The sequence below is a fragment of the Exiguobacterium sp. UBA5002 genome (genome assembly GCF_002396765.1).
Classification (GTDB): domain Bacteria; phylum Bacillota; class Bacilli; order Exiguobacteriales; family Exiguobacteriaceae; genus Exiguobacterium_A.
Genome location: NZ_DGYQ01000040.1, coordinates 14,006 through 35,945, shown reverse-complemented (window position 1 = coordinate 35,945; position 21,940 = coordinate 14,006). Strand labels below are relative to the sequence as shown.

The 21,940-nt window shown below is 47.0% G+C and carries 22 protein-coding genes; 9 read left to right on the top strand and 13 right to left on the bottom strand.

Annotation, left to right across the window (positions count from 1 at the left end; all coding sequences use genetic code 11):
• Window positions 1-90 precede the first annotated feature (90 nt).
• Genes B4C70_RS12585 through B4C70_RS12575 form a run of 3 tightly spaced genes read left to right on the top strand, consistent with a single transcriptional unit; the run spans window position 91 to window position 2,429 of the window.
• Entirely contained in the window at window positions 91-468 is a 378-nt protein-coding gene (locus B4C70_RS12585; RefSeq protein ID WP_290779927.1) for a DUF1499 domain-containing protein, read from the top strand.
• A complete protein-coding gene (locus tag B4C70_RS12580) occupies window positions 465-1,892 on the top strand; it encodes a dihydrolipoyl dehydrogenase family protein (RefSeq protein WP_290779924.1) in 1,428 nt (475 codons plus the stop codon). The genes B4C70_RS12585 and B4C70_RS12580 overlap by 4 nt, the downstream gene beginning before the upstream one ends.
• 3 nt (window positions 1,893-1,895) lie before the next feature.
• Complete coding sequence (locus B4C70_RS12575) at window positions 1,896-2,429, top strand: DUF420 domain-containing protein (protein ID WP_029342905.1); 534 nt, start codon at window positions 1,896-1,898, stop codon at window positions 2,427-2,429.
• A gap of 42 nt (window positions 2,430-2,471) precedes the next feature.
• Here B4C70_RS12575 and motB read toward each other — a convergent pair whose 3' ends face one another.
• From motB to B4C70_RS12560, 3 genes are all read right to left on the bottom strand, one after another.
• On the bottom strand, window positions 2,472-3,239 hold the full coding sequence (gene motB / locus B4C70_RS12570; protein ID WP_029342904.1) for a flagellar motor protein MotB: 768 nt from the start codon (window positions 3,237-3,239) through the stop codon (window positions 2,472-2,474).
• Window positions 3,214-3,999 carry a flagellar motor stator protein MotA gene (gene motA / locus B4C70_RS12565; RefSeq protein ID WP_053452108.1) on the bottom strand — a complete coding sequence of 262 codons (786 nt, stop codon included), beginning with the start codon at window positions 3,997-3,999 and terminating at the stop codon, window positions 3,214-3,216. The genes motB and motA overlap by 26 nt, the downstream gene beginning before the upstream one ends.
• 98 nt (window positions 4,000-4,097) lie before the next feature.
• A complete protein-coding gene (locus B4C70_RS12560; protein ID WP_023469697.1) occupies window positions 4,098-4,337 on the bottom strand; it encodes a hypothetical protein in 240 nt (79 codons plus the stop codon).
• Window positions 4,338-4,497: 160 nt separating this feature from the next.
• Between B4C70_RS12560 and B4C70_RS12555 the strand changes: the two genes are divergently transcribed.
• Window positions 4,498-5,889: a TrkH family potassium uptake protein gene (locus tag B4C70_RS12555; protein WP_290779919.1), complete on the top strand. Its 1,392-nt coding sequence runs from the start codon at window positions 4,498-4,500 to the stop codon at window positions 5,887-5,889.
• Between the two features lie 52 nt (window positions 5,890-5,941).
• Here the strand turns inward: B4C70_RS12555 and B4C70_RS12550 are convergent, their stop codons facing one another.
• Window positions 5,942-7,006 carry an SDR family oxidoreductase gene (locus tag B4C70_RS12550; protein WP_290779917.1) on the bottom strand — a complete coding sequence of 355 codons (1,065 nt, stop codon included), beginning with the start codon at window positions 7,004-7,006 and terminating at the stop codon, window positions 5,942-5,944.
• Window positions 7,006-9,141 carry an ATP-binding protein gene (locus tag B4C70_RS12545; protein WP_290779915.1) on the bottom strand — a complete coding sequence of 712 codons (2,136 nt, stop codon included), beginning with the start codon at window positions 9,139-9,141 and terminating at the stop codon, window positions 7,006-7,008. The genes B4C70_RS12550 and B4C70_RS12545 overlap by 1 nt, the downstream gene beginning before the upstream one ends.
• A gap of 162 nt (window positions 9,142-9,303) precedes the next feature.
• Here B4C70_RS12545 and B4C70_RS12540 point away from each other — a divergent pair, with 162 nt between their 5' ends.
• Both B4C70_RS12540 and B4C70_RS12535 read left to right on the top strand, forming a co-directional pair.
• Window positions 9,304-9,831, top strand: coding sequence for a restriction endonuclease (locus tag B4C70_RS12540; RefSeq protein WP_214729078.1), 528 nt, complete (start codon window positions 9,304-9,306; stop codon window positions 9,829-9,831).
• Between the two features lie 171 nt (window positions 9,832-10,002).
• A complete protein-coding gene (locus B4C70_RS12535; protein ID WP_023469691.1) occupies window positions 10,003-10,479 on the top strand; it encodes a hypothetical protein in 477 nt (158 codons plus the stop codon).
• Between the two features lie 45 nt (window positions 10,480-10,524).
• Here B4C70_RS12535 and B4C70_RS12530 read toward each other — a convergent pair whose 3' ends face one another.
• Entirely contained in the window at window positions 10,525-11,148 is a 624-nt protein-coding gene (locus tag B4C70_RS12530) for a DUF1836 domain-containing protein (RefSeq protein WP_149428005.1), read from the bottom strand.
• A gap of 115 nt (window positions 11,149-11,263) precedes the next feature.
• On the opposite strand from B4C70_RS12530, the gene B4C70_RS12525 reads away from it, so the two are divergent.
• The gene (locus B4C70_RS12525) at window positions 11,264-11,911 is read left to right on the top strand and encodes a diacylglycerol/polyprenol kinase family protein (RefSeq protein ID WP_290779909.1); all 648 of its coding nucleotides are present in this window, start codon (window positions 11,264-11,266) and stop codon (window positions 11,909-11,911) included.
• A gap of 3 nt (window positions 11,912-11,914) precedes the next feature.
• Here B4C70_RS12525 and B4C70_RS12520 read toward each other — a convergent pair whose 3' ends face one another.
• The 3 genes from B4C70_RS12520 to B4C70_RS12510 form a co-directional block, all read right to left on the bottom strand.
• A complete protein-coding gene (locus B4C70_RS12520) occupies window positions 11,915-12,775 on the bottom strand; it encodes a tetratricopeptide repeat protein (RefSeq protein WP_290779906.1) in 861 nt (286 codons plus the stop codon).
• Window positions 12,776-12,948: 173 nt separating this feature from the next.
• A complete protein-coding gene (ald, locus tag B4C70_RS12515) occupies window positions 12,949-14,073 on the bottom strand; it encodes an alanine dehydrogenase (protein ID WP_023469687.1) in 1,125 nt (374 codons plus the stop codon).
• Window positions 14,074-14,194: 121 nt separating this feature from the next.
• Window positions 14,195-15,412 (bottom strand): PucR family transcriptional regulator, encoded by a 1,218-nt coding sequence (locus B4C70_RS12510; RefSeq protein ID WP_035395605.1) that lies wholly within the window; start codon window positions 15,410-15,412, stop codon window positions 14,195-14,197.
• Between the two features lie 144 nt (window positions 15,413-15,556).
• Between B4C70_RS12510 and B4C70_RS12505 the strand changes: the two genes are divergently transcribed.
• A complete protein-coding gene (locus B4C70_RS12505; RefSeq protein ID WP_290779903.1) occupies window positions 15,557-16,933 on the top strand; it encodes an alanine/glycine:cation symporter family protein in 1,377 nt (458 codons plus the stop codon).
• 55 nt (window positions 16,934-16,988) lie between these two features.
• On the opposite strand, the gene B4C70_RS12500 is transcribed toward B4C70_RS12505, so the two are convergent.
• The 4 genes from B4C70_RS12500 to B4C70_RS12485 all read right to left on the bottom strand — a co-directional run bounded on the left by B4C70_RS12500 (window position 16,989) and on the right by B4C70_RS12485 (window position 20,751).
• Window positions 16,989-17,846, bottom strand: coding sequence for a sulfite exporter TauE/SafE family protein (locus B4C70_RS12500; RefSeq protein WP_290779900.1), 858 nt, complete (start codon window positions 17,844-17,846; stop codon window positions 16,989-16,991).
• A gap of 114 nt (window positions 17,847-17,960) precedes the next feature.
• Entirely contained in the window at window positions 17,961-19,517 is a 1,557-nt protein-coding gene (locus B4C70_RS12495) for a solute symporter family protein (protein ID WP_214729068.1), read from the bottom strand.
• Window positions 19,514-19,840: a DUF485 domain-containing protein gene (locus B4C70_RS12490; RefSeq protein WP_023469682.1), complete on the bottom strand. Its 327-nt coding sequence runs from the start codon at window positions 19,838-19,840 to the stop codon at window positions 19,514-19,516. The genes B4C70_RS12495 and B4C70_RS12490 overlap by 4 nt, the downstream gene beginning before the upstream one ends.
• Window positions 19,841-20,103: 263 nt before the next feature.
• A complete protein-coding gene (locus tag B4C70_RS12485; RefSeq protein ID WP_023469681.1) occupies window positions 20,104-20,751 on the bottom strand; it encodes a TVP38/TMEM64 family protein in 648 nt (215 codons plus the stop codon).
• Between the two features lie 238 nt (window positions 20,752-20,989).
• Here B4C70_RS12485 and B4C70_RS12480 point away from each other — a divergent pair, with 238 nt between their 5' ends.
• Entirely contained in the window at window positions 20,990-21,904 is a 915-nt protein-coding gene (locus tag B4C70_RS12480; RefSeq protein ID WP_396136368.1) for a rhodanese-related sulfurtransferase, read from the top strand.
• The last annotated feature ends 36 nt before the right edge of the window (window positions 21,905-21,940 follow it).

Genomic DNA, 21,940 nt, shown 5'->3' with positions numbered 1-21,940 from the left:
CTCAGACAGGCAGAGTGAAACAGAAACTGGTAAAGTAAAGTGGATTATAGTACGAAATGGATCAGATGATAGGAAACGGAGGAATCAGTCATGGCACTTGGTGTTTCAAATGGTACGCTTCAACCGCTCTCCGGAAAACCGAATGCGGTATCTACTCAAACCGATCTACAGGATATGAAAATGCGTCCGCTCCCGTTCAAAGAAACGCTTGCGGATTCGAAGTTCCACCTCTTACGTATTCTACAAAGCCTCGACCGAGTCAAAATCGTTAAGGAGGAAGGAACATACATCCATGCCATCTTCACGAGTAAAGTCTTTCGCTTCAAGGATGACGTCGAATTTTACTTCGATGAAGCCGCACAAGTGATTCATTTCCGTTCGGCATCACGTGTCGGATACTCTGACTGGGGCGTCAACCGTAAACGGATGGAAGACATCACACGTCGGTATGAGGAGGGTTTGCGATGAAGACCTATCAATTAGTTGTCATCGGTGGTGGTGCAGCCGGAATGACGATTGCTGCCGGTGCAGCAAGTCTTGGTGCACATGTTGCCCTGATTGAACGTCATGCACATCTAGGTGGAGATTGTCTCCATTATGGTTGTGTTCCTTCAAAGGCTTTGATTGAAGCCGCACACGACGTGCACGTCATGAAGCGGACGGCTGAAAAATACAACGTGACGCTGAACGGAGACGCGGTCTATTCTAAAACGAAAGCAAGCGTTGATCGTGCGCGTAACATCATTCAATCCCATGATGGAACGAAACGATTTGAAGATCTTGGTGTCGATGTCTATATCGGAGAAGCGACATTCCTTAGTGCACATGAAGTCGAAGTAGCGGGACAGCTTGTCGTTGGTGAAAAGTTTGCGATCTCAACAGGATCCCAACCGATCATTCCACCGATTGATGGGCTAGATACGATCGATTATTTAACGAACGAGACGATCTTTGAATTAACAGAGCGTCCTGTGCGGCTGCTCGTTATTGGTGGTGGGGCGATCGGTCTTGAGCTGTCGCAAGCTTACGCGCACCTCGGAACGGAAGTCACAGTTATCGAGGGCATGAAGACGCTGCTCGGAAAAGAAGATCGTGACATGGTCGAAGTCATTCAACGTCAGCTCGAGCAAGAATTGACGTTGCATCTCGATACGAAGGTCACGCATGTCCGCAAGTCAGCTGGAGGCATCGAAGTGACGGTCGAAGCAAATGGGGAATCACGTGTCATCGAAACGGATGCCGTTCTTGTCGCGGTCGGTCGTAAGCCACGCATCGAAGCACTACGTCTCGATCGAGCCGGTGTACACGTCGAAAAAGGATTCGTTCAGGTCGATGGTTCACTTCGCACAAGTCAACGACACATCTTTGCGGTCGGAGATACGATCAACTCGCTCCCATTTACGCATGTCGCAGGGCTTGAAGGAAAAACGGTCGTCACGAATGCTTTATTCGGTCTACGGACGAAGCCGGATTATCGGGCGGTTCCATGGGTCACATTCACGACGCCTGAATTATTCCATCTCGGATTGACGGAAGACGAGGCACGCAAGAAACATGGGGAGATCAAGGTCTATCAGACCGGTCTCGATGAAGTCGATCGTTTCGTCATCAATGGTCAGACAGAAGGGCGCGTCAAGCTCATCGCCGATAAGCGTGGAAAACTGATTGGAGCACATGCAATCGGAGAACAAGCGGGTGAGTGGATGCAAGAAGTCGTCTATGCGATGGCACGTAAAGATAAGGTCGGTCAATTGTCGCGTGTCGTCCACCCATATCCGATCCGTGGTGCTGCTGTTCAGCGTGCTGCTGATGTCTACTGGCGTGAACGTCTATTCGCTGGTCCGATCCCAAAATGGTTGAAACGTTATTTCGACTGGAAACAAGGAGAATGATTCATGCAACAACCTGCTACTAAACGGAATTTCGTTCCGCTCGTCATCCTGCTGACGCTTGTCATCAATTTGCTCGTGGCCCTTTTATTCTTTGCGCCACCAGTACAAGTTGATTCAGGATTCGATTGGACGTTGCTTCCTTTTTTGAATGCCATCTTCAATAGTTTTACCTTCATGCTGTTGCTCGGCGCTTGGATTTCCATTCGTCGTGGCAATCGGGTGAACCATCGTCGCTTCATTGGTGGTGCGATGATGACGACGACTTTATTCTTAATTTCGTACGTCACGTATCACGCCGTCAGTGAATCGACGAAATTCGGGGGCGAAGGTTTTGTTCGCCCTGTCTATTTCTTTATCCTGATTACGCACATCATCCTAGCTGCAGTCATCGTTCCACTTGTCTTGATGTCACTCGCGCACGCTGTGAATCAAAACTTCGAGAAGCATAAAAAGTGGACACGCTTTACGATGCCGCTTTGGTTATACGTCAGTTTGACCGGTGTCATCGTCTATATCATGATTCGTCCGTATTATTAAAAAAAGCTCCTTCGTGGCAACCACGAAGGAGTTTTTTTACGTTCAGGATTCGACTTTTGTTTCGTCGAGTACATTCGCTTTTAAGTCGATCAATGGTCGAATCAACACTTCGACGCGTCGATTCTGACTGCGACCTGCTTCCGTTTGATTGGACGCGATTGGTTGGAATTCACCGTAACCGCTGACGGTGAAGCGTTTTGGTTCAAGCTTTGGATTCCGTTGTAAGGCACGCATGAAACTGATCGCCCGGTCCGCACTCAGTTCCCAGTTCGAGGGATACTGTGCTGTGTTGATTGGAATATTATCTGTATGTCCAGACACTTGAATCTGACGTTGTCCTGCCTTGACGAGCAGTGCGCTCATCCCTTCGGCAATTTGAAGCGAGCGTCCCCTTACTTCTGCCTGGGCTGGCGAGAACAGTGCTCGGTCACGAATCGTAAAGACGAGTCCTTCATTCGTGATTTCGACCTTGATGTCTTTTTCAAGTTTCTCATTCTTAATGTATTGATTGGCTTCTTCTTTGATTTTTTCGAGTTCTGCGATTTCATAGCTTTGTGCCTTCGTCCGGGCATCGAGTTTTTTTGAATCCTCTTCTTCTTGAGTGGAGAGCGAGCTGTTCGTGATCATCCCTGAGCCACCGTTGAAGACGGAGCTAAACGACTGGGACATTGCTTTTAGTTTCACAGCATCGACATTACTCGAAGCAAACAGAACGATGAAGAGCGCGAGAAGCAAGGTCAATAAGTCGGCGTAGGGAATTAACCAGCCTTCGGAGATATGTTCGTCATGCGGCTTCTTTTTCCGCTTCATAGTTCGCACGCTCCTTCGGTGTCAGGTACACGAGTAGCTTATCTTCTAAGTTCTTCGGGGATTCACCGTTTTGAATCGAGAGAATCCCTTCAATCATCATTTCATATAACTGAATCTCGCTTGCTGATTTTTGCTTCAGCTTTGTTGCGAACGGGAACCACAGGACATATCCGGTGAAAATCCCGAATAGTGTTGCGATGAAGGCACCTGAAATCGCGTGACCTAATTTTTCGATATCCGATAAATCGGATAGGGCGGCAACGAGACCGACAACGGCACCGAGAACCCCAAGCGTTGGTGCGTAGGTACCGGCTTGCGTGAAAATGTTCGCATTCGCATGATGGCGTTCTGTCATATTTTCGAGGTCACGTGTCATGACGTCCTCGACATATTCGGATGGTTGTCCATCGATGACCATCATGACGCCACGCTTCATGAAGGCGTTATCGACTTCTTCAAGTGCTGATTCGAGAGATAACAGACCTTCTTTACGTGCTTGCGTCGAGAGTGTCAGAAACTGTCCGAGTAAGACTTGTTTCGTCATTAATTTTTGTTCGAAAAAGATGACTTTAAACAAGGCAGGTAAGACTTTCAATCGTTCCTTCGGGAAGGAAATCATGATGGCAGCTGCCGTTCCGACAAAGATGATGACAAGGGCTGCAGGGTTGAGTAGAGCGACTGGAGGCGCACCTTTTAAGATCATACCTCCGACTAGTGTGATGAGACCAAGGATGATCCCGATGATCGACACGATATCCATGATTGATGTGTGCCACCTTTCTGTATGTAATCCGTATAGGAACGAAAAATAAAAGAGCAGAAGACACTTCTTCTGCTCGGAAATCCAAAAACCGAGAATCAAGCGCCGTTTTCGTCGATTAGCATTTGAATGCTTTCGTTTCGTTCGTCACGCTCTATATCGGTCAGTACGTCGTATTTTTTTAACACTTGATACAATTCATTTAGAATCGGTTGCTCCAAATGTAATGATAAGAGTTCCTCGAATTGATAATACAATTGCGCAGGCATCCATTGTGATTGTCGTTCCAGCCTTCGCCAGACATCCTCAATCGAATGATCAGCCGTCTTAGGGTCCACTGTTTCCCTCAACCTCCTTTAATGATTACACGTCCACTTTTATCTAGTTTACCAAAAAAATTCGAAAACGTTTAGTCGATTGCATATTTCGATAGAACTTCTTAATTCGAGGGAGTATGATAAAGACAATTCTGTCTGAAAACAATCTAGGGGGAGTAAGATGTTCTCGCATAAAAGACGTTCACGACTCGCACGCTTCGGGCGTTTAGGTGAATTGATGTACCATCAGCTATTCGATAAACCGGCACGCTTCATCGCGACTGGCTTTACATTGACGATTTTACTAGGTGGTTTTTTATTGTGGCTTCCGATTTCACAACAAGAGGGGCAAGATGTATCTTTCATCGATTGCCTATTCGTCGCGACATCGGCAGGAACCGTCACAGGACTGTCACCGATCAATATTGCCGAATCCTATAATTTACTTGGTCAAATCATCATGATGCTTTTAATCCAAGTCGGTGGGCTTGGGTTCATGACGATTGCGCTCGTCTTGCTCAGCGTCACGGGACGAAAAATCGGGATTCGTCAGCGGATCATTATCCAAGAGATGTTTAATCTCGATAGTCCGGGCGGAACGATTCGTCTCGTTCGTAATATCATCGTCACGACGGTCCTCGTTGAGATCGTCGGTATGTTTTTGATTGCGCTTGATTTGTTCATTCAATACAAATACAGCTTCGGAAAAGCACTCTATTACGGTTTGTTCCACGCCGTATCTGCCTTCAACAATGCAGGATTCGCACTATGGGGTGATAATCTAATCGGTTTCCAACAAGATACGACATTCATTCTGACGATTGCAGCGCTCTTGATGATTGGTGGTCTTGGTTTTACGGTCATCGCGGATATCGCTGGTAAACGAAACTTCAAGAAAATTTCGCTCCATTCTAAATTGATGGTGCTATCACTACTCGTCATCAATGGACTAGGTGTTTTAGCAATGATGCTCTACGAGTGGGTTTCGAACTTGGGTTCATTAAAAGATGAATCGTTCTTCAGTGCGCTCCATATCGTGTTCTTTCAAGTCGTCACGACACGAACGGCTGGTTTCCAGACGATCGATTTAACGACGATGGTGCCGCTCTCGATCGGTTTGATGATGGTTTTGATGTACATCGGGGCAGGTTCCGCATCAACAGGTTCCGGAATCAAGGTCACGACGGCAGCGGTCATCTTGAAGAATGTCTGGACGTATATACGCGGACAGCGTGAAACGGTTCTGGTGCGACGGACTGTTCAGACGCAAGCGATTCAAAAGGCATATGCGATTGCTGTCTTTAGTTTATTGTTCATCGCTTTGATCACGACGTTCCTGGCATTGACCCAGCCGAATATTTCCTTTATTGGTCTATTCTTTGAGACCGTTTCGGCATTTGGAACAGTTGGTCTTTCTTTGAACGTAACAGCTGAACTCAATAGCTTTGGTAAGTTTTTGATCATGTTCATGATGCTACTCGGACGTGTCGGCTCCTTGACGATTCTGTTCACGTTCGCGACGCAACGAGACCGCACGATTCGTTATCCAAAAGAAAATATGTTGATCGGGTAACCGATAAAAAAAGTCCAATCGACTTCCCTTGTGGAAGAACGATTGGACTTTTTTAGTGTGTTGCGTGTGTTTGGTAATACTGGACGAGTCGAGGCATCGTTTCTGCAAGGTCTGGACAAATAATACCAGTGTCCCGTAAATCACGTAAGGCATGTGTCGTATCATATTGAACGGGATGAATGAAGTAATCAAGTGTCTGCCGTTGCATCTGAAGTCGTTTCGCGACAGCTGGAGTCAATGCCGTGCTAACGAGTCGAAACGGAACGATTCCGCGCGGATAACGCCCATAATAGGTGACGTGTAACATCTCAAAAATCGCGCGTGCGCCATGTGGGAATGGATCCGTCAGATGATAGGTCTTATTTCTTCCGACCGGTGCATGACTGAGATAAGCGGTCGCTTCAATGACGTAATCATAGGGCACGAGATTGACGAGTGCGTTTGCTCGACCTGGGTACGGAAGAGGGGCGAAGGATTGCAGGAGACGCATCGCGTTCAGAACGAAATACACCCCATCCCACTTCGGTGTTTCGCCCGTTTCGGAATGACCGACGACGATCCCAGGACGGATGATTGTATAGGGAATCGTTCCGATTTCTTTACGGAAACGTACCTCTGCTAAATATTTCGTTTCTTCATAAGCATTTTTAAAGGCACTTGCTTGTAACTCTTCTTCTAGAACCATTCTGGAACGAAGACCCGAGACATACGCTGTACTGAAGTAGATGTAGCGTTCTAAAGCACGACACGTATGAGCAAACTGTGTCACGTTCGCGGTACCGATTACATTGATTCGAAAGGCGGGTTCATATGCTGTTGCTAAATCATATAGCGCCGCGAGATGAAAGATGTGTGTGACGTCTTGTTGCAACATCATCCGCGCCTCTGATGATAAAGCAAGCTGTTCGACCGTGATATCGCCTTCGTGCAATACAAGTTGCTCCGATCGTAAGGATGTACGTTCTAGAAGATCCTGGCGTCGCTTAACAGCTGCGTTTCGTTCTGACGATAAATGAAGCAAATGAAAACAAGCGATTTGGTCCGGAACACGTGCCAGTTGTTCGATCAGTTTGGTCGCTAAAAAACCGGGGAAACCCGTCATGAAATAGGTCCGCATCAATTCCATTCCTTTCTTGGATCACGTTCGAGTACAACGGTGAAAGTCGAACCATCATTGATTTCTGATTCAACGGAAATCGCACCTCCGTGCGATTCGATGATTTCCTTACAGATGGCAAGTCCGAGACCGGTTCCGCCGATTTTCCGGATGTCTGAGTTATCGACCCGGTAAAATTTCGTAAAGAGCTTTTCAAAAGCATTTTGTGGAATACCGAGCCCGTGATCCGTCACAGAGAACGTTGCTTGTTCCGGATTGGCTGAAAGAATGACTCGAATATGATCCGCCTGTGGAGAATACTTAATGGCGTTCGAAAGCAAGTTCAAGATCACCTGCTTGATTTTGTGCTCGTCCGCAAAAATCAGAACAGGATCCTCTGGTAGTTCTAGATCAATCCGATGCGTCTCGACGGTTTCGCCATAGGCATCGACGGTTGATGCAAGAAGATCGCGTAACGAGAACGACGTGAAGGTATACTCCTGTTTTCCACCTTCTAGACGCTGAATGTCTAAAAACTCATTTAATAGCGTCGTCAATCGTTTTGTCTCTTCGTGGACGATCTCAACATACCGTTCGATTCGATCAGCCGATTGTTTTTTATATCGTAGTAATTCCATATAGCCAAGAATGGAGGACAGCGGCGTACGCAACTCATGCGATACTGTACTGACGAGTTCGTCCTTTACTTGATCCATCTTTGCTTCCTCTGTCCGATCACGGAAAACAAATAGGAAGCCATGACGAGAAATGCGGCTCTTCTCCTTTTTGATCGCAGTCGCATAAAATTCGAAATAAAGTGGACTGGACTCATTTGGTCGCTGTAACGTGAAACGAAACGATAGTTCAGAATGTTTTCCGGCGAGTAATTCTTCTACTTGTCGGAGCATCTCGAATCGAGTGTTCAAATCGAGATTCGGAATCAGACTGATTCGTTCTTGAATCTTACTTGGTGCAATGCCTGGGACATCGAGTAATTTGCGTGCTTTGACGTTCATGAAGATGAAACTCCCATCCTCTTCTGTCAGTAGGAACCCTTCATTGGATGCCTGAAGAATCGATTGTGTGATATCACGCTGACGCATGATGGCATTTTTTTCGCGTTCAAGCATTTTCTCAATCTTTTTTCGTTCTGTAATATCACGAACGACGGCGACACGCATCCGGATGTTGTTGTAGATGATTTCACGCGGAAACACTTCGATTTCGACAGAAGTTCCGTCGGCACGTTGACCGAGGACTTCGTACGGTTCTTCTCGATGCTCCTCGATGCGTTGCAAGACACGCGCGTGATGATCCGGATGAATCAATTCAAGCGTCGTCTTGCCTTTCATTTTCTCGAGTTTCGTCCGGAAAATGACTTCTGCTGCGCGATTGGCATCGATGATGATTCCGTGGTCATGAAAGATAACGGCTTCAACGACGGATTCCGAGAAGAGTCGGAAGCGGCGTTCGCTTTTTGTCAGATGCCATTCGATTTGTTTTTGCGGTGTGATGTCCTGAATGAGCAGGAAGTACGTATCGTTTGGCAACCGTGTCATATAAAGGCGTCCATGGAACGTTGAGCCATCCAAGCGATGATAGGTCCATTCATTTTCGGCTTCCCGTCCATGCAGTAAAAACAGTTGCGCGTCCGATAAGTCTTTTAAGTTCAATTGTTCGAGATGTTGACGGCGGGTAGCGATTTCCTTCGCATCATGTAGAACCGTCGCTTGGAGACCAATGATGTCTTCGGCATGCTCGAAACGGAATAAGGTGCTTGCCACTTCGTTACAAGTTTGAATCCGAAACTCCGAGTCGGTGATGAATAGAGCGGTATCTAGTGTTGAATTGAATAAGTCCTCGATTTTCAGGGGAGCGACATGGACAAGAAAATAGTCCGTTGCTTCAATCGCTGTGACTGTTAATTGATGTGTCGTTGAAATGACGGCTTCCTTCTGTAATGGAAAGAAATCATCCGTGATGGGAAACAGCTCCTGAACGGTTTCGATATTCGGAGTGTTCATGAACTGGTGTTGAAACGCGTCATTATGAAATTGAATCCTTCCATTTGCATCGATAAGAAGAACGGGGTCTTTCATAGCACGTAACGTCGCGTGAATGATTCGTAGCGATGAAGGAGATGAATGTTCTGCCATGAGCTACCTCCTGACTGGTCTTCGACCATGGATTTTAAGACAGTCTTTCCTCGTTAGTTTACTTCTGCAAGACGAGTCGTGTTTCCTGTTGAAGGAAGCAACCGACGAAGAATTTTAGTATAGTGAAAAAAAGGTCACGACGAAGTAGAGGGGAAAAGCACGATGAAACGATTAAAACGAAAACGATTGTTACTAGCAGCTTTGTTTGCAATGATAGGAATTTTCGGAACTTATTTTTTTTCGAGTTCTTGGGAACCTTTAATCTTAATCATCAGTATATTAGGGTGTATCCTTTTTCTTCTTTTGTCCATTTTAACGCCGTCGCTTGAAAAACGACTCGATCGAATGGAAGGACGAGAATTTGAAGAATGGCTTGCCGATTTATTTGAAACAGCAGGATATCGGGTCGAGTTGACACCTGCTTCACGCGACTTCGGAGCAGATTTGTTGATAGAGGATGAACGAGGGTATAAGATTGCCATCCAGGCAAAGCGATATAGTGCGGCTGTAGGGCTCGAAGCGGTTCAACAGGTCGCTGCCTCGGTTCCATTCTACGGGATGGACGAGGGGTGGGTCGTTACGAATTCGACCTTTACGGAAGCTGCGTATCAGCTAGCGGAACCAAATCAGGTTCGCCTCATTGATCGGGAAGAATTGCTCGCATTTGCAAAGGAGATGAACCTGCATTGAACATGTCGAATGATTGTCGACAAAAGGGGGTTGTCAATTTGGAGAAACGGTGCAATAATCATTTTCGTTAACGAAATATCATACAGATAAAGAAAGTTAAACTATACAGGATGTCTAAATAAACTGGGGACGAAAAACCAGCACGTTTTAGCAGTGAGAGGAGAATTTCTGTTGCGCAAAGTTGTCTATGTGCAGGGTTGCGTTTTTTCGCAAGGTCATGCCGCGATTTATGATGAAGCGCACCAAATGATCGGTGCGGTTCAACACGACGAGAATGGTCGTGTTCAAGTAATGAATGGTGAAGGTAGAGGGGTAGCGTTTGGTAAGTTCATTCCGACGTGTAAGAAGTGGGTCGTGATGAACCATGATGGACAAGAGGTAGGTCAAATGCGTGAGAAGTTTTCGCTCTTCTCGAAGAAATGTGAGTACAACGTGTATGAGCGTGGTACATTCACGATTTCCTTCGACCTGACAAAAGGAAAATTCTCCGTACGGAGTGCAGCTGGAGAAGTCGTTGCGGAATTGTTGCAAGACGGTGATGAGTACCGTCTCGTCAAGGATGCGGACAAACTCTCGATGTACGAACTACTCTCTGTCTTGAAAAGTCTGACGAACAACGTCCACTATAAATCACTGACAGCCGTCTAAATAAAAAAAGATGCCTTCCATGACATGGATGGCATCTTTTTTTCATCATGTCGTTTGCAGAACATGATGGAGACGTTGTTTCGCTTCGTGCGTCAAATGCGATACACGACGGGCATAGAGACACAGTTGGAGAACGTGGACAGTTTCAGGGCGGTAAGCGTTAATACGCTCGAGCGAGCGTCTGAGACGCTTCTCCGTTAATTCGATCGGACCACTTGTTTCTGCGTGTTGCGTATAGACGAGATAAAAATTAAGCGGACTGATTAAATCATCCTCATCAATATTCGGATTCTTGAAGACGATCGTCAGCAGTTCCCGTGTTTCTTCTAACGAGAAGAGGTGTTTTAAATCATCCAGTAGATAGATGATCGAAGCCTGATTGATCGAGTACTTCTTTCCGCGATGCGGTACGCCGATGATGTCCCGGACTTCACGTTTCGTCCAGTTCTGGATCGTCGTCGCTGACATATGTTCGCCGATCAGGGCATTTGCCAAATGAACGATTTCATTGATAGATAGACCATTTTTTAAGGGATCGAATTGTTTCAAGCGATTGATGACCTTCGGCAATTCTATGCCTTCCGTTGCGACGAGGGGTTCGATTCCTTTTCCTTCGTTCAAGCGTTGCAGACAACTTGATAATGTTTGGACTGCTTGAGCATCATACATTTCCAAAACTTCCTCTCTAGGACGTCATTTGACCTTATGTTATCAAATGAAGGTTCAATAGGGCAAATGGCAACTGAAACAACGTACAATAATAGGAAAGAAAGGGGGAATGACGATGGAATGGATAGCTGCTCTTGGCACGATTGGAATCGTCGGGCTAGTTCTCGTCATCCTGGAAGTCATTGGACGCCGTTTCGGCTTTTCTCCCGAGACGGTTCGGAAATGGATTCATATTGCTGTCGGTCACTGGGTATTTCTTGCGCTGCTCTGGCTGGATCACTGGTACGTGGCGATCGTACCGTTGTTATTCTTTGCTGTCGTGAATCTAGTGACACTACGAAAAGGAATCGGCCAGATGCACGACGTCGATCGTCCTTCTTACGGAACGGTCTATTATCCACTCGCTCTAGCGGGACTCGTCCTATTCTTCTTCGAACGACAACCGATGGCACTCGTTGCGGGGAGCATGGTGCTTGCCTGGGGCGACGGTCTCGCGGCTCTCGTCGGAAAACGCTACGGAAAGACGTTTTACGTCCGTGGTGAGACGAAACGATCCTTTGAAGGAAGTATCGCCCTATTTTTGGCGTCATTCCTCGTGTTGACCGTGACGTTCTTGTTTTATGAACAACCGGTTTGGCTCGCTGTCAGTTATGGCTTCTTGCTTGCGAATATCGCAGCCTTGATCGAAGCCATCTCATATCGCGATCTCGACAACTTGATCTTGCCATGGACGATCGCGGCACTCGTCGCGTTTGCTTTTTGACGTTCAGTCGCGTAACAACAATTGTTTGAAATAGAGAAAGCGTAATCGAATATAGTCCGGATACGCACGCCAACCTGCATGACGGATGGTCATATCCCGACACATATCCTGAAAGACATGACGATAGATCTTTTCTTCGGAATCGTCATAAACAGCTGCGAACAAGCCATGCTCGAGCATGTTGGAAAGACATTCGTCGAGCTTAGCGTAGAGGGTCTCGTCGCTGTCTTCGCGCAATGTAGCATGTAGCTTCTCATATTGAATACTTTGATTGACAGAAGCTGTCGCATGAAAGACGGTGGTTTTGTCGAGATGGGGTACGCCAAGGATTAATGCATAGAGTGCTTCCAACATGTCAATCGAATGACCGTTTAATTGTTGGATGGAATCAATGGCCATCAGCGTATCGATTCCAGATGCGCCAACCTTCTTTAAATATGTAAACGCATGAATAGCTGACTCCCCATAAAATTGACGATGATTGTAATGGACGGCAAGGAAACGATGTCCTGCTGGCTCTTCAGGGAACCGTGTGATGGCTGAAAGGAAAAACTGTTCTGCTTCGTGCATATATCCTTCATCTTCACTGATGATACCGAGGAGGATGTATCCGTGCACATGCTCACCGAGTTGCTGATGTGTCTCTTCGATCAGCCGGCGCGCTTGAGTGTGTTCGTTCTTGAAGTAAAGGGAATGAGCTGTAGCAATGTTGAGCAATGGATGAGATGGGACGAGAATACGTAAGCGCTCGGTTGCGGCAATACGTACGCTCTCTTCTGTATCGGATGTCAGTGCTTCGAGTAACGCGACTTCAGCGACGTGGCTCTGAAGTTCATGAGAATGGGCGGTTATGGTTTGTGTCATGTAATGAGATCCCCTCTACTAGTTCGAAATCATAAGTCTTCGTTTCTCATCATATGATAAGCCAGGTGGTGCCTCAAGAAGTAATGAAGAGATTCGCCTGGGATTCCTTCTTTTCATAAAAAATAGTCGATGGTTCCTCAAAAAGGAATCATCGACTATTTCTACTTTCAAGATCATGCATGTAGGTGAAGCACATCTTCAACGGATTTGTACGTGTATCCGAGATCGCGTGCGACCGCTTCGTACGTGACGAATCCTTGTGCGACATTCAATCCTTTTTCGAGAGCCTCGTTTTCAGCAAGCGCACGGTGTGTGCCTTTGTTCGCGAGTTCAAGGACATACGGGAGCGTTGCGTTCGTCAATGCAAGTGTAGACGTGCGTGGAACGGCACCCGGCATGTTCGCGACTGCGTAATGAACGACACCGAATTTTTCGTACGTTGGGTCATCATGCGTCGAGATACGATCGACCGTTTCGAAGATACCACCTTGGTCGATAGCAACGTCAACGATGACAGCGCCCGGCTTCATGCGTTTGACCATGTCGGCAGTGACGAGTTTCGGTGCTTTTGCACCTGGAATCAAGACAGCACCGATGACGAGATCACTTTCAGCGACCGCTTCAGCAATCGTGTACGGGTTTGAGATCAATGTGTTGATCGAGTTACCGAAGATATCATCGAGCTGACGAAGGCGTTCTGGGCTGACATCGATGATCGTGACATCCGCACCGAGACCAACCGCGAGTTTCGCAGCATTCGTTCCGACGACACCGCCGCCGATGACTGTGACTTTTCCACGACGAACCCCAGGAACACCTGCAAGCAGGATGCCCATACCACCGTGTGGTTTTTCCAAGAACTGTGCACCGATTTGCGATGCCATACGTCCTGCGACTTCACTCATTGGTGTTAACAATGGAAGTGTGCGGTTCTTTTCAACCGTCTCATAAGCGATTGCTGTGATGTTCGAATCAACAAGTGCACGTGTCAGTTCTGGCTCAGCCGCTAAGTGAAGATACGTGAACAATGTCAGATCCGGACGGAAGTATTGGTACTCTGAAGCGATCGGCTCTTTAACTTTTAGAGCGAGTTCGGCTGTTGCCCAGACTTCAGCAGCAGTCGCGATGATTTCAGCACCTGCTTTAACGTACTCTTCGTTCGTGAAGCCACTCCCCATACCTGCCATCGATTCAATGATGACACGATGTCCTTGTGCATGTAACGCTGCTACCCCGGCAGGTGTTAATGCAACACGGTTTTCGTTGTTTTTGATTTCCTTTAATACTCCAATGATCATGTGAACGCGATCCCCTTTCGCAAATAAACAAATCAATTTCTCTTCATCTTCAGTATACGAGAAATGAAAGCGTTCTACTTTATCGGTGTTTTCAAAAATAACCGATATCCTTTGTGAAAAATCACAAAGGATATCGGTCTGCTTTTAGATACAAATAAAGTAAGGAGCGTTCAGGTAAAGATTCCATTCGAATGCCCGCTTCCTCCTCGATCCGTCGCATCCGATAGAGGATCGTATTCGGATGGACATGGAGATGGGAAGCGACTTGTTTGACGTTTCCATCATAATGAAGGAACCATTCTAGCGTCTCACATAAGGAGGAGGCATGTTTCACATCGTAAGCACGCAGCCGTTCGATTTCTTCCAAGCGAACCGTCCGCCGTCGCAGACGCTCCGAGAAAATCGGTAAGAGCTGGAATAAGCCGAGGCGTTCGTAACGGGTCACATTCTTCAGCTCAAATGGAAAGGCGTCCTTTAAACGTAAGACGATGCCAGCTTCTTCATAACGCTCCGGAATCGCTTGGACGCCCGTGAAGACTTCACTACTTGCTGCGACGAAGTCCGTATAATCGAACCGCTCCGCGAGCAATTGTCGAAACGACTGGATGAAGGCGTCGAACTGCAGACGCTCTTGTTCTGCGTCCCGGTCGTTTGTGCTGATCCACAAGATGAAATCTGTTTCATCATACGCATAAAGTAACGGACGAACCGTCTGCTGAATCGTCAATAAATAGCGCAGGCGATCGGCGAGACGCGGTGTAATTGCCTCTGAAAACCGAATGACCGTCAAACGACTAATGCCGGGTGGTGCGACATGGAGTTTAGAGAACATCTTCAGGATTTCCGACTCGGATAATTCTTCATGTAATAACTCGAAGAAAAACTGTTCCGTCTGCTCTTCCTTCCGTTTTTTCTGCATGTCGATCGCCAGTAACTGACGTTGAGCAAGTAGAGCTCCTTTCTTTAAGTCCGCTAGTTCCGAAGGAGTAAACGGCGTGCTTCGAGCAATCGACCAAATATAGCCGAGAATTTCTGAATCTTGCTTGATCGCAATGGCGACACGGTCATTCAGTCCGACATCCGTGCGTGCCGAAATAATGAGTGGATCATCTTGTGTAGCAAGGCTCTGGATGACTTCATCTTTCCAGAGTTGGTCGATGACCGATTCCGGTACCCGGCGACCAATGATCGTTGCGACACGGGCAGGGTCTGTATCAGCCGTATGCGTACTATACGCAAGAAGGCGGTGATTGCGATCTTCAATCGTAATCGGGGCATTCAAGGCAATACCGATCGCTTCCGCTAAGTCGTCTAAGGAATGATATGAAGCTTCTAACATGAGGTTTCCCTTCTTTCTCTTTCACTCGATAGTTTTAGTATATCTTCTATTGTGTAAAATCACAAAAAGTATTCTTTTGTATTGTAAGAAAACACAACTACATGCTACGGTAAGCCTCGGAAAAGAGAGAGAGGATGAAATAGCATGGAAGTGTTACGTCTGATATCGACTTGGGTCTGGGGGATTCCGAGTATGATGTTGTTGGTAGGAACAGGAGTGTACTTTACGATCCGCTTACGTGGTCTTCAGTTTCGGCGTTTAAAACAAGCGTTTCAATTATCTGTTCAAAAATCAGGGCAAGGTGAAGGTGAAATCAGTAGCTTTCAGATGTTGATGACGTCCCTCGCGGCGACGATCGGAAACGGAAACATCGCAGGGATCGCAGTCGCCTTGACGATGGGCGGACCGGGCGCAGTCTTTTGGATGTGGGTCATCGGTTTAATTGGAATGGCGACGAAATATGCAGAAAGCCTCCTTGCCATTCTCTTTAGAAGTCGAAACGAACGCGGCGAAGCCGTCAGTGGACCGATGTATTATATCGAGAAGGGACTAGGACCTAAATTTAAACTACTCGCCATCCTGTTTGCGGTATTTGGTTTGATCGCATCGTTTGGTGTTGGGAATACGGTGCAAGCGAATGCGATGGCAACGGTGCTTGAGCAATCGTTCCGTGTGCCGCTGCTAGTGTTCGGCATTCTGCTCGCGATTGCGGTCTACGTATCGATTCGTGGTGGGCTCGAACGCGTCAGTGCGATCTCGACGATCTTCGTTCCGATCATGAGCTTACTCTATATCGGTGCCGCTTGTGTCCTTTTAGTATTGAAGGCAGATCAGATTCTACCAGCCTTTGGTTTAATCTTTGAGTACGCCTTCCAGCCGCTTGCGCCAGCGGGAGCCTTCACCGGTGTATCAATCATGATGGCGATGCAAGTCGGTGTAGCACGGGGGATTTTCACGAACGAAGCAGGACTTGGGACGGCAGCCTTGATTGCTGGATCTGCAAAAAGTGAGCGTCCGGTCGAACAAGGGTTGATTTCGATGACGAGTACCTTCATCGTGACCTTGATCGTTTGTACGATGACGGCACTCGTCCTTCTGACGACAGGTTTTTGGGATCCGTCAGGTGGGCTACATTCAGGTATGATGCATGATGCGAATCTTTCCGGGGCAGCACTGACAGCAACCGCCTTTGCGAGTGTTCTAGGATCATTTGGAGAATGGACGGTCGCTTTCTCCGTCTTCTTCTTCGGTTATTCAACGATCATTGGTTGGTATGTCTATGGAGAGAAGTGCTTGGAGTACTTGAGCGGTACGACACGCTTCAACGAAGGATACCGCGTGTTCTTTGCGCTCGCAGCCTGTTATGGTGCGGTCGCGCAATTAGAACCGTTGTGGCTGGTCGCAGATATTGCAAATGGATTAATGATGATTCCGAACTTGATTGGAATGTTGTTCTTGTCGCACTTAGTCATTGAACAAACGAGAGACTATGAACGAGCCGGTCACAAACGAGTGGCTTAACGGAAAAAAGCGGTGATGCCTGATAGGGGCATCACCGCTTTTCTGATGAGACGATTCATCCATTCGTTCGACGACGGCTGTAGACGAGGAGTGTCAGTAAGAAAATCAAACTAAGCGCAACGAGAACGGAAAGTGAAGCGACGTTCCAGCCGATGACTTCGAGTAGGACACTGACCGCAACTGTCAAATAGAAGATACCAAGGTACTTTTTGACGAACGGACTTTCGAAATGCGTCAACTGTTTCGCGCCAATCGGTGCTCCGAGCAAGGCGCCGACAATCAGCATGATCCCGACGAGGATATCGATATTAGTGCTCGCGACCGTATAGTTGACGAGTCCCGATAGGACGATCAGTAACGCGGAAGCAATACTCGTTCCGACTGCACGTTTCAACTCATAGCCAACGATCCCGACGAGTAACGGTGTGATGATGAATCCACCGCTGACACCGAGAAGCGAAGAGATGAATCCAGCGAACAGACCAGTGAAGGCAAGAGCGAGATATCGATTTTTCCAACCCGTCTGTTCACCGGTCGTTGTTTTCGGACGTAAGAACTTATTCGCGAAATAGAGTAAGAGTCCGATATAAACGATCGAGATGACGAGATGAGCACCGTTGACCTCCTCTAAACGAAGGACAAGTGGTGTCGCGATCGTCGAACCGATGATTCCAACGCCCCCGACGACAAGACTATCGCGCCAGACGACATTTTTAAGACGTAAGTGAGAGATCGTACCTGAAACCGTTGATCCGAGAGTCAACATGAGACTGGTCGCGATCGCAACACTTGGAGCATATCCTAAAATGAGTAGTAGGGGCGTCAAGATGATACCGCCACCGATTCCGAAAAAGCCGGAGATGATTCCAATGAAAAATCCGAGGATTAAGAAATAATAAAAAGCGAGATCCATGTTCAGTCTTCCTTTCCTTTTCTTCTCTATTATCCACTTAGTATGGCAATGAATGAGAAGAATGTAAAAGGGGACGGCTCCTTCAAGGGGGTTGAAGGAGCCGTTAAGGGGAACTTATTCTTTTGACGCGGCGACTTCCGTGGCTGCATCGATACCGGTATTGGCCTTGACTAAGATACGCTCGAAGTTACCGGCAACTTCGTTCGATTTCGTCAACAATGTCCCGACGATGGCTCCGAGGAAGCCAAGTGGGATGGAGACGATTCCTGGATTCGTCAGCGGGAAGAGGGCTTCCCCGACGAACAAGGCTGAACCGTCGACTGCCCAAAGATTTGGACTGAGTGCGACGAGAATCAGTGAAGAGAATAACCCGACGACCATACCTGTGACAGCTCCGCCAGTATTGAAACGGCGCCAGAAGATCGTCAAGAGAATGACTGGCAAGTTGGCACTTGCCGCGACAGCAAAGGCAAGCGAAACGAGGAACGCGACGTTCATCGTTTGTGCGAACAATGCCAGTACCATCGAAATCAAGGCGACGGCGATGGAAGCGAGTCGTGCTGCCGTCATCTGTTCTTTTTCCGTTGCTTGTCCTTTGCGAAGAATATGACTGTAGAAGTCATGGGCAAAGGCGGATGCTGCGGATAAGACAAGTCCCGCAACAACGGCGAGGATCGTCGCAAAGGCGACTGCAGCGACGAACGCGAAGAGTAAATCACCACCGAGTGCTTGAGCGAGAAGTGGTGCCGCCATGTTACCAGCAGCATTGGCAGCAATGATATCTTCAGAACCGACGAAAGCAGCGGCACCAAAGCCGAGGAAGATCGTCAAGATATAAAAGGCACCGATGATCCACGTCGCATATACGACGGATTTACGAGCAGTCGGAGCATCCTTAACAGTAAAGAAACGAATCAAGATATGTGGTAATCCAGCCGTTCCGAGAACGAGTGCGAGATTCAATGAAATCGTATCGAGCGGTAATTTGAACTTGTTTCCGGGATTCAAGAATGAATCACCGAGCGGTGTCGCTTGTTTGACTTCTGAAAACATCTTGAAGATCGAAAAATCGAACTTGGCGAATACCATGAACGAAATGACAGCTGTTCCTGCCATCAAGAGAATCGCTTTGATGATTTGGACCCATGAGGTCGCTGTCATACCACCGAAGACGACGTAGACTGTCATCAAGATACCGACAATGATGACACTTGTCGTGTAAGGAATTCCTAATAACAGTTCAATCAAGGCACCCGCACCAACGAGTTGCGCAATCATATAGAAAATCGAGATCGCGATGGAGTTCATGGCGGCGACTCCTCGAACTTTTGAAGCATTGAAACGAGCGGCAATCATATCCGCCATCGTGTACTTCCCAAGGTTCCGAAGTGGTTCGGCAACGAGGTACAAGACAACCAGATAGGCAACGAGGAAGCCGATCGAGTAGAAGAATCCGTCAAATCCGGCTAAAGCGATCATCCCAGCAATTCCGAGGAACGAGGCAGCGGACATATAGTCGCCGGCAATCGCCATCCCGTTTTGTGCACCAGTGAGTCCGCCATCCGCTGTATAAAAGTCGTTAGCAGTTTTTGTTTTACGAGCAGCAAAGTATGTAATGACGAGCGTCAAACCGACGATCGCCGCAAATAAGGCAACGGCAGTATAATTCATTTCGACTCCTCCTTGATCTGTTCGACGAGTCGATCAAAGGCACGTGCTTTTTTGCTGTACATCATGCAGAACGTCCACGTCATGATGAACTGAGCAAAAGCGAAGATCCAAGCACCCGTAATATCACCGAACACCGGCTGATTTAAAATCGTGAAATAGCTTGTTAAAATCGGAAGCGTAAAATAAAAAATAAGACAGAAACTGATGGCTGGAAGAATGAAGCCATTCTTTTGACGCATCAATTGTTGAAAGGTAGCGCTCTCGACGATTGCTGGAGCGGATTGAGTCGCTTCATTTTTTTGAACTTCGGACACTTGATGCATGAGGACGCCTCCTTTAAGGAATGAATGTAAATTCATTATAAGGATGTCGTTTCTGGAAAAGCTATCCTAATTTTTAAGAAGAAAAACTCATTATTATATTAATATTGGTCATACCAATTTAATGTAAGCGTTTGCAATATTGAACATTGTTTGAACGTTATTTTTATATATTAATTATGTCGGAAAATGATTCAAAAGACCTAGTGCCCGGAAAATGAGAACAACTTAAAAAGCCTGCCTATGGAATCATAGACAGGCTTGAGTCATTTTTCAGATGGACGTTCAATCTTATCTTCGATTTCCCGTAAATGATCCGCACGTTTTGAGAGCGCACGACGCTTCAGCCATTCTTCCGTACCGCGACTGACTCCCCAGATGGCGAGTAAAATCAAAAATAGAAGGACAAGACGCATCGGACGTTCAAGGAACGTGGACCATTCCTTTCCGATTAGCGAGAAGATGATGACGACGATCAGACGACCGGCACCAGCAGCGATCAAATACGTCCGCAGCGATAGTTGAATCATGGCGGAAATGGACGTGATGATGAACGCAGGCATGAACGGAAGCGAGAAAAAGAATCCGAGTGAGATGGGACTCATGTGACGAACACGTTCGATCCACTGTTGTGCGGCATGGTGTTTTTCAAGCCAACGCGTAACCGGACGACGAAATAGATATCGAATACAAGCGAAGACGACGAGTGATCCAAGCATGCTCCCGACCCATGATACGAGAACACCCATACCAAAACCATAGGTTGCCGCATTCGCGGAAATGATCAGGACGAGTGGCAGGAAAGGAAATAGAGACTCAAGAAACGGGGCAATCAAACCGGTGGCAGCTCCTCCAGGTAAGTCTTGGAGAAAGAAAATCATCTGCTCGATCCAGTCACGAAGTGTATGGAGCATTCGGAATCCTCCTTGCGAGATGTACTACTGTGTTTTATTTTACCTCTTTCGGATTCAGAAAGGGAATGAAATTCCTTGAAAGGGATTCAGGAATTGTGGATTGTACATTCGAAAGGGAGTTGGTATTATACTTAAATGGGTGCGTTTTGCAGGCGTTCCCAGCTAGTCAATAGCTAGACGCTTCGTTTGCCAACGTTCGTTTTACTGCAAAAAACTGACATGGGGGCTAATGAGGAATATGAAACCTTATCGCGTACTATTATTTTATAAGTATGTTCCAATTGAAAATGCGGAACAGCTAACGAAAGAGCATCTTGCTTACTGTAAAGAGCTCGGTATCAAAGGTCGGATTTTGATTGCACCTGAAGGAATCAACGGCACACTCTCTGGAACGGTCGAACAAACGGAACAATACATGAAGGACTTGACGGCGGATCCACGATTCGCTGACATCGAATTCAAAATCGATGAAGTCGAGGAGCATGCCTTCAAAAAGACGTTCGTCCGTTACAAAAAAGAACTCGTCACATGGCGTTTTGAGGACGAATTCAACGTACCAGAAGAACACGCTGCGTATCTTGAACCAGCAGAGTGGAAAGAAATGATGAAACAAGATGACGTCGTCATTCTCGATGTACGCAACAACTACGAATACGACCTCGGACACTTCAAGAATGCTGTAAAAGTGGATGTCAATGCTTCACGGGAATTCCCGGAGTGGCTTGACGAGAACGAGCATTTGTTTGAAGGAAAAAAGGTTCTCACATACTGTACGGGTGGTGTTCGTTGTGAAAAATTTACGGCGTACTTCCGTAAACGGCAACAGAGTGATGATATCTTCCACCTTAAAGGCGGAGTCGTCATGTACGGAAAAGATGAACAGACACAAGGAGAGGACTGGGAAGGCGAACTATACGTCTTTGATGAGCGTGTACAAGTTCCTGTCAATGCCGTCAATCCTTCTGTCGTCTCAGAATGTTACTACTGTGGAAAACCGGAGACGCGCTACGTTAATTGCGCAAACCCGGAATGCAATCGACAGCACTTCTGCTGTGAAGAATGCGAACCAAAAGTCATGCGTTCGTGTTCCGATGAATGCCGGGAGCATCCGCGCAACCGTTATGAAAAAGAGCAACAAGAAGAATTAGTATAAGGCACGCGTAAAAAGCCGGATGATTTCTTTAATAGA

Coding starts and splice junctions, on each gene's coding strand:
- B4C70_RS12585 (WP_290779927.1), top strand. CDS start 91: ATGGCACTTGGTGTTTCAAATGGTACGCTTCAACCGCTCTCCGGAAAA.
- B4C70_RS12580 (WP_290779924.1), top strand. CDS start 465: ATGAAGACCTATCAATTAGTTGTCATCGGTGGTGGTGCAGCCGGAATG.
- B4C70_RS12575 (WP_029342905.1), top strand. CDS start 1,896: ATGCAACAACCTGCTACTAAACGGAATTTCGTTCCGCTCGTCATCCTG.
- motB (WP_029342904.1), bottom strand. CDS start 3,239: ATGAAGCGGAAAAAGAAGCCGCATGACGAACATATCTCCGAAGGCTGG.
- motA (WP_053452108.1), bottom strand. CDS start 3,999: ATGGATATCGTGTCGATCATCGGGATCATCCTTGGTCTCATCACACTA.
- B4C70_RS12555 (WP_290779919.1), top strand. CDS start 4,498: ATGTTCTCGCATAAAAGACGTTCACGACTCGCACGCTTCGGGCGTTTA.
- B4C70_RS12550 (WP_290779917.1), bottom strand. CDS start 7,006: ATGCGGACCTATTTCATGACGGGTTTCCCCGGTTTTTTAGCGACCAAA.
- B4C70_RS12545 (WP_290779915.1), bottom strand. CDS start 9,141: ATGGCAGAACATTCATCTCCTTCATCGCTACGAATCATTCACGCGACG.
- B4C70_RS12540 (WP_214729078.1), top strand. CDS start 9,304: ATGAAACGATTAAAACGAAAACGATTGTTACTAGCAGCTTTGTTTGCA.
- B4C70_RS12530 (WP_149428005.1), bottom strand. CDS start 11,148: ATGTATGATGCTCAAGCAGTCCAAACATTATCAAGTTGTCTGCAACGC.
- B4C70_RS12525 (WP_290779909.1), top strand. CDS start 11,264: ATGGAATGGATAGCTGCTCTTGGCACGATTGGAATCGTCGGGCTAGTT.
- B4C70_RS12520 (WP_290779906.1), bottom strand. CDS start 12,775: ATGACACAAACCATAACCGCCCATTCTCATGAACTTCAGAGCCACGTC.
- ald (WP_023469687.1), bottom strand. CDS start 14,073: ATGATCATTGGAGTATTAAAGGAAATCAAAAACAACGAAAACCGTGTT.
- B4C70_RS12510 (WP_035395605.1), bottom strand. CDS start 15,412: ATGTTAGAAGCTTCATATCATTCCTTAGACGACTTAGCGGAAGCGATC.
- B4C70_RS12505 (WP_290779903.1), top strand. CDS start 15,557: ATGGAAGTGTTACGTCTGATATCGACTTGGGTCTGGGGGATTCCGAGT.
- B4C70_RS12500 (WP_290779900.1), bottom strand. CDS start 17,846: ATGGATCTCGCTTTTTATTATTTCTTAATCCTCGGATTTTTCATTGGA.
- B4C70_RS12495 (WP_214729068.1), bottom strand. CDS start 19,517: ATGAATTATACTGCCGTTGCCTTATTTGCGGCGATCGTCGGTTTGACG.
- B4C70_RS12490 (WP_023469682.1), bottom strand. CDS start 19,840: ATGCATCAAGTGTCCGAAGTTCAAAAAAATGAAGCGACTCAATCCGCT.
- B4C70_RS12485 (WP_023469681.1), bottom strand. CDS start 20,751: ATGCTCCATACACTTCGTGACTGGATCGAGCAGATGATTTTCTTTCTC.
- B4C70_RS12480 (WP_396136368.1), top strand. CDS start 20,990: ATGAAACCTTATCGCGTACTATTATTTTATAAGTATGTTCCAATTGAA.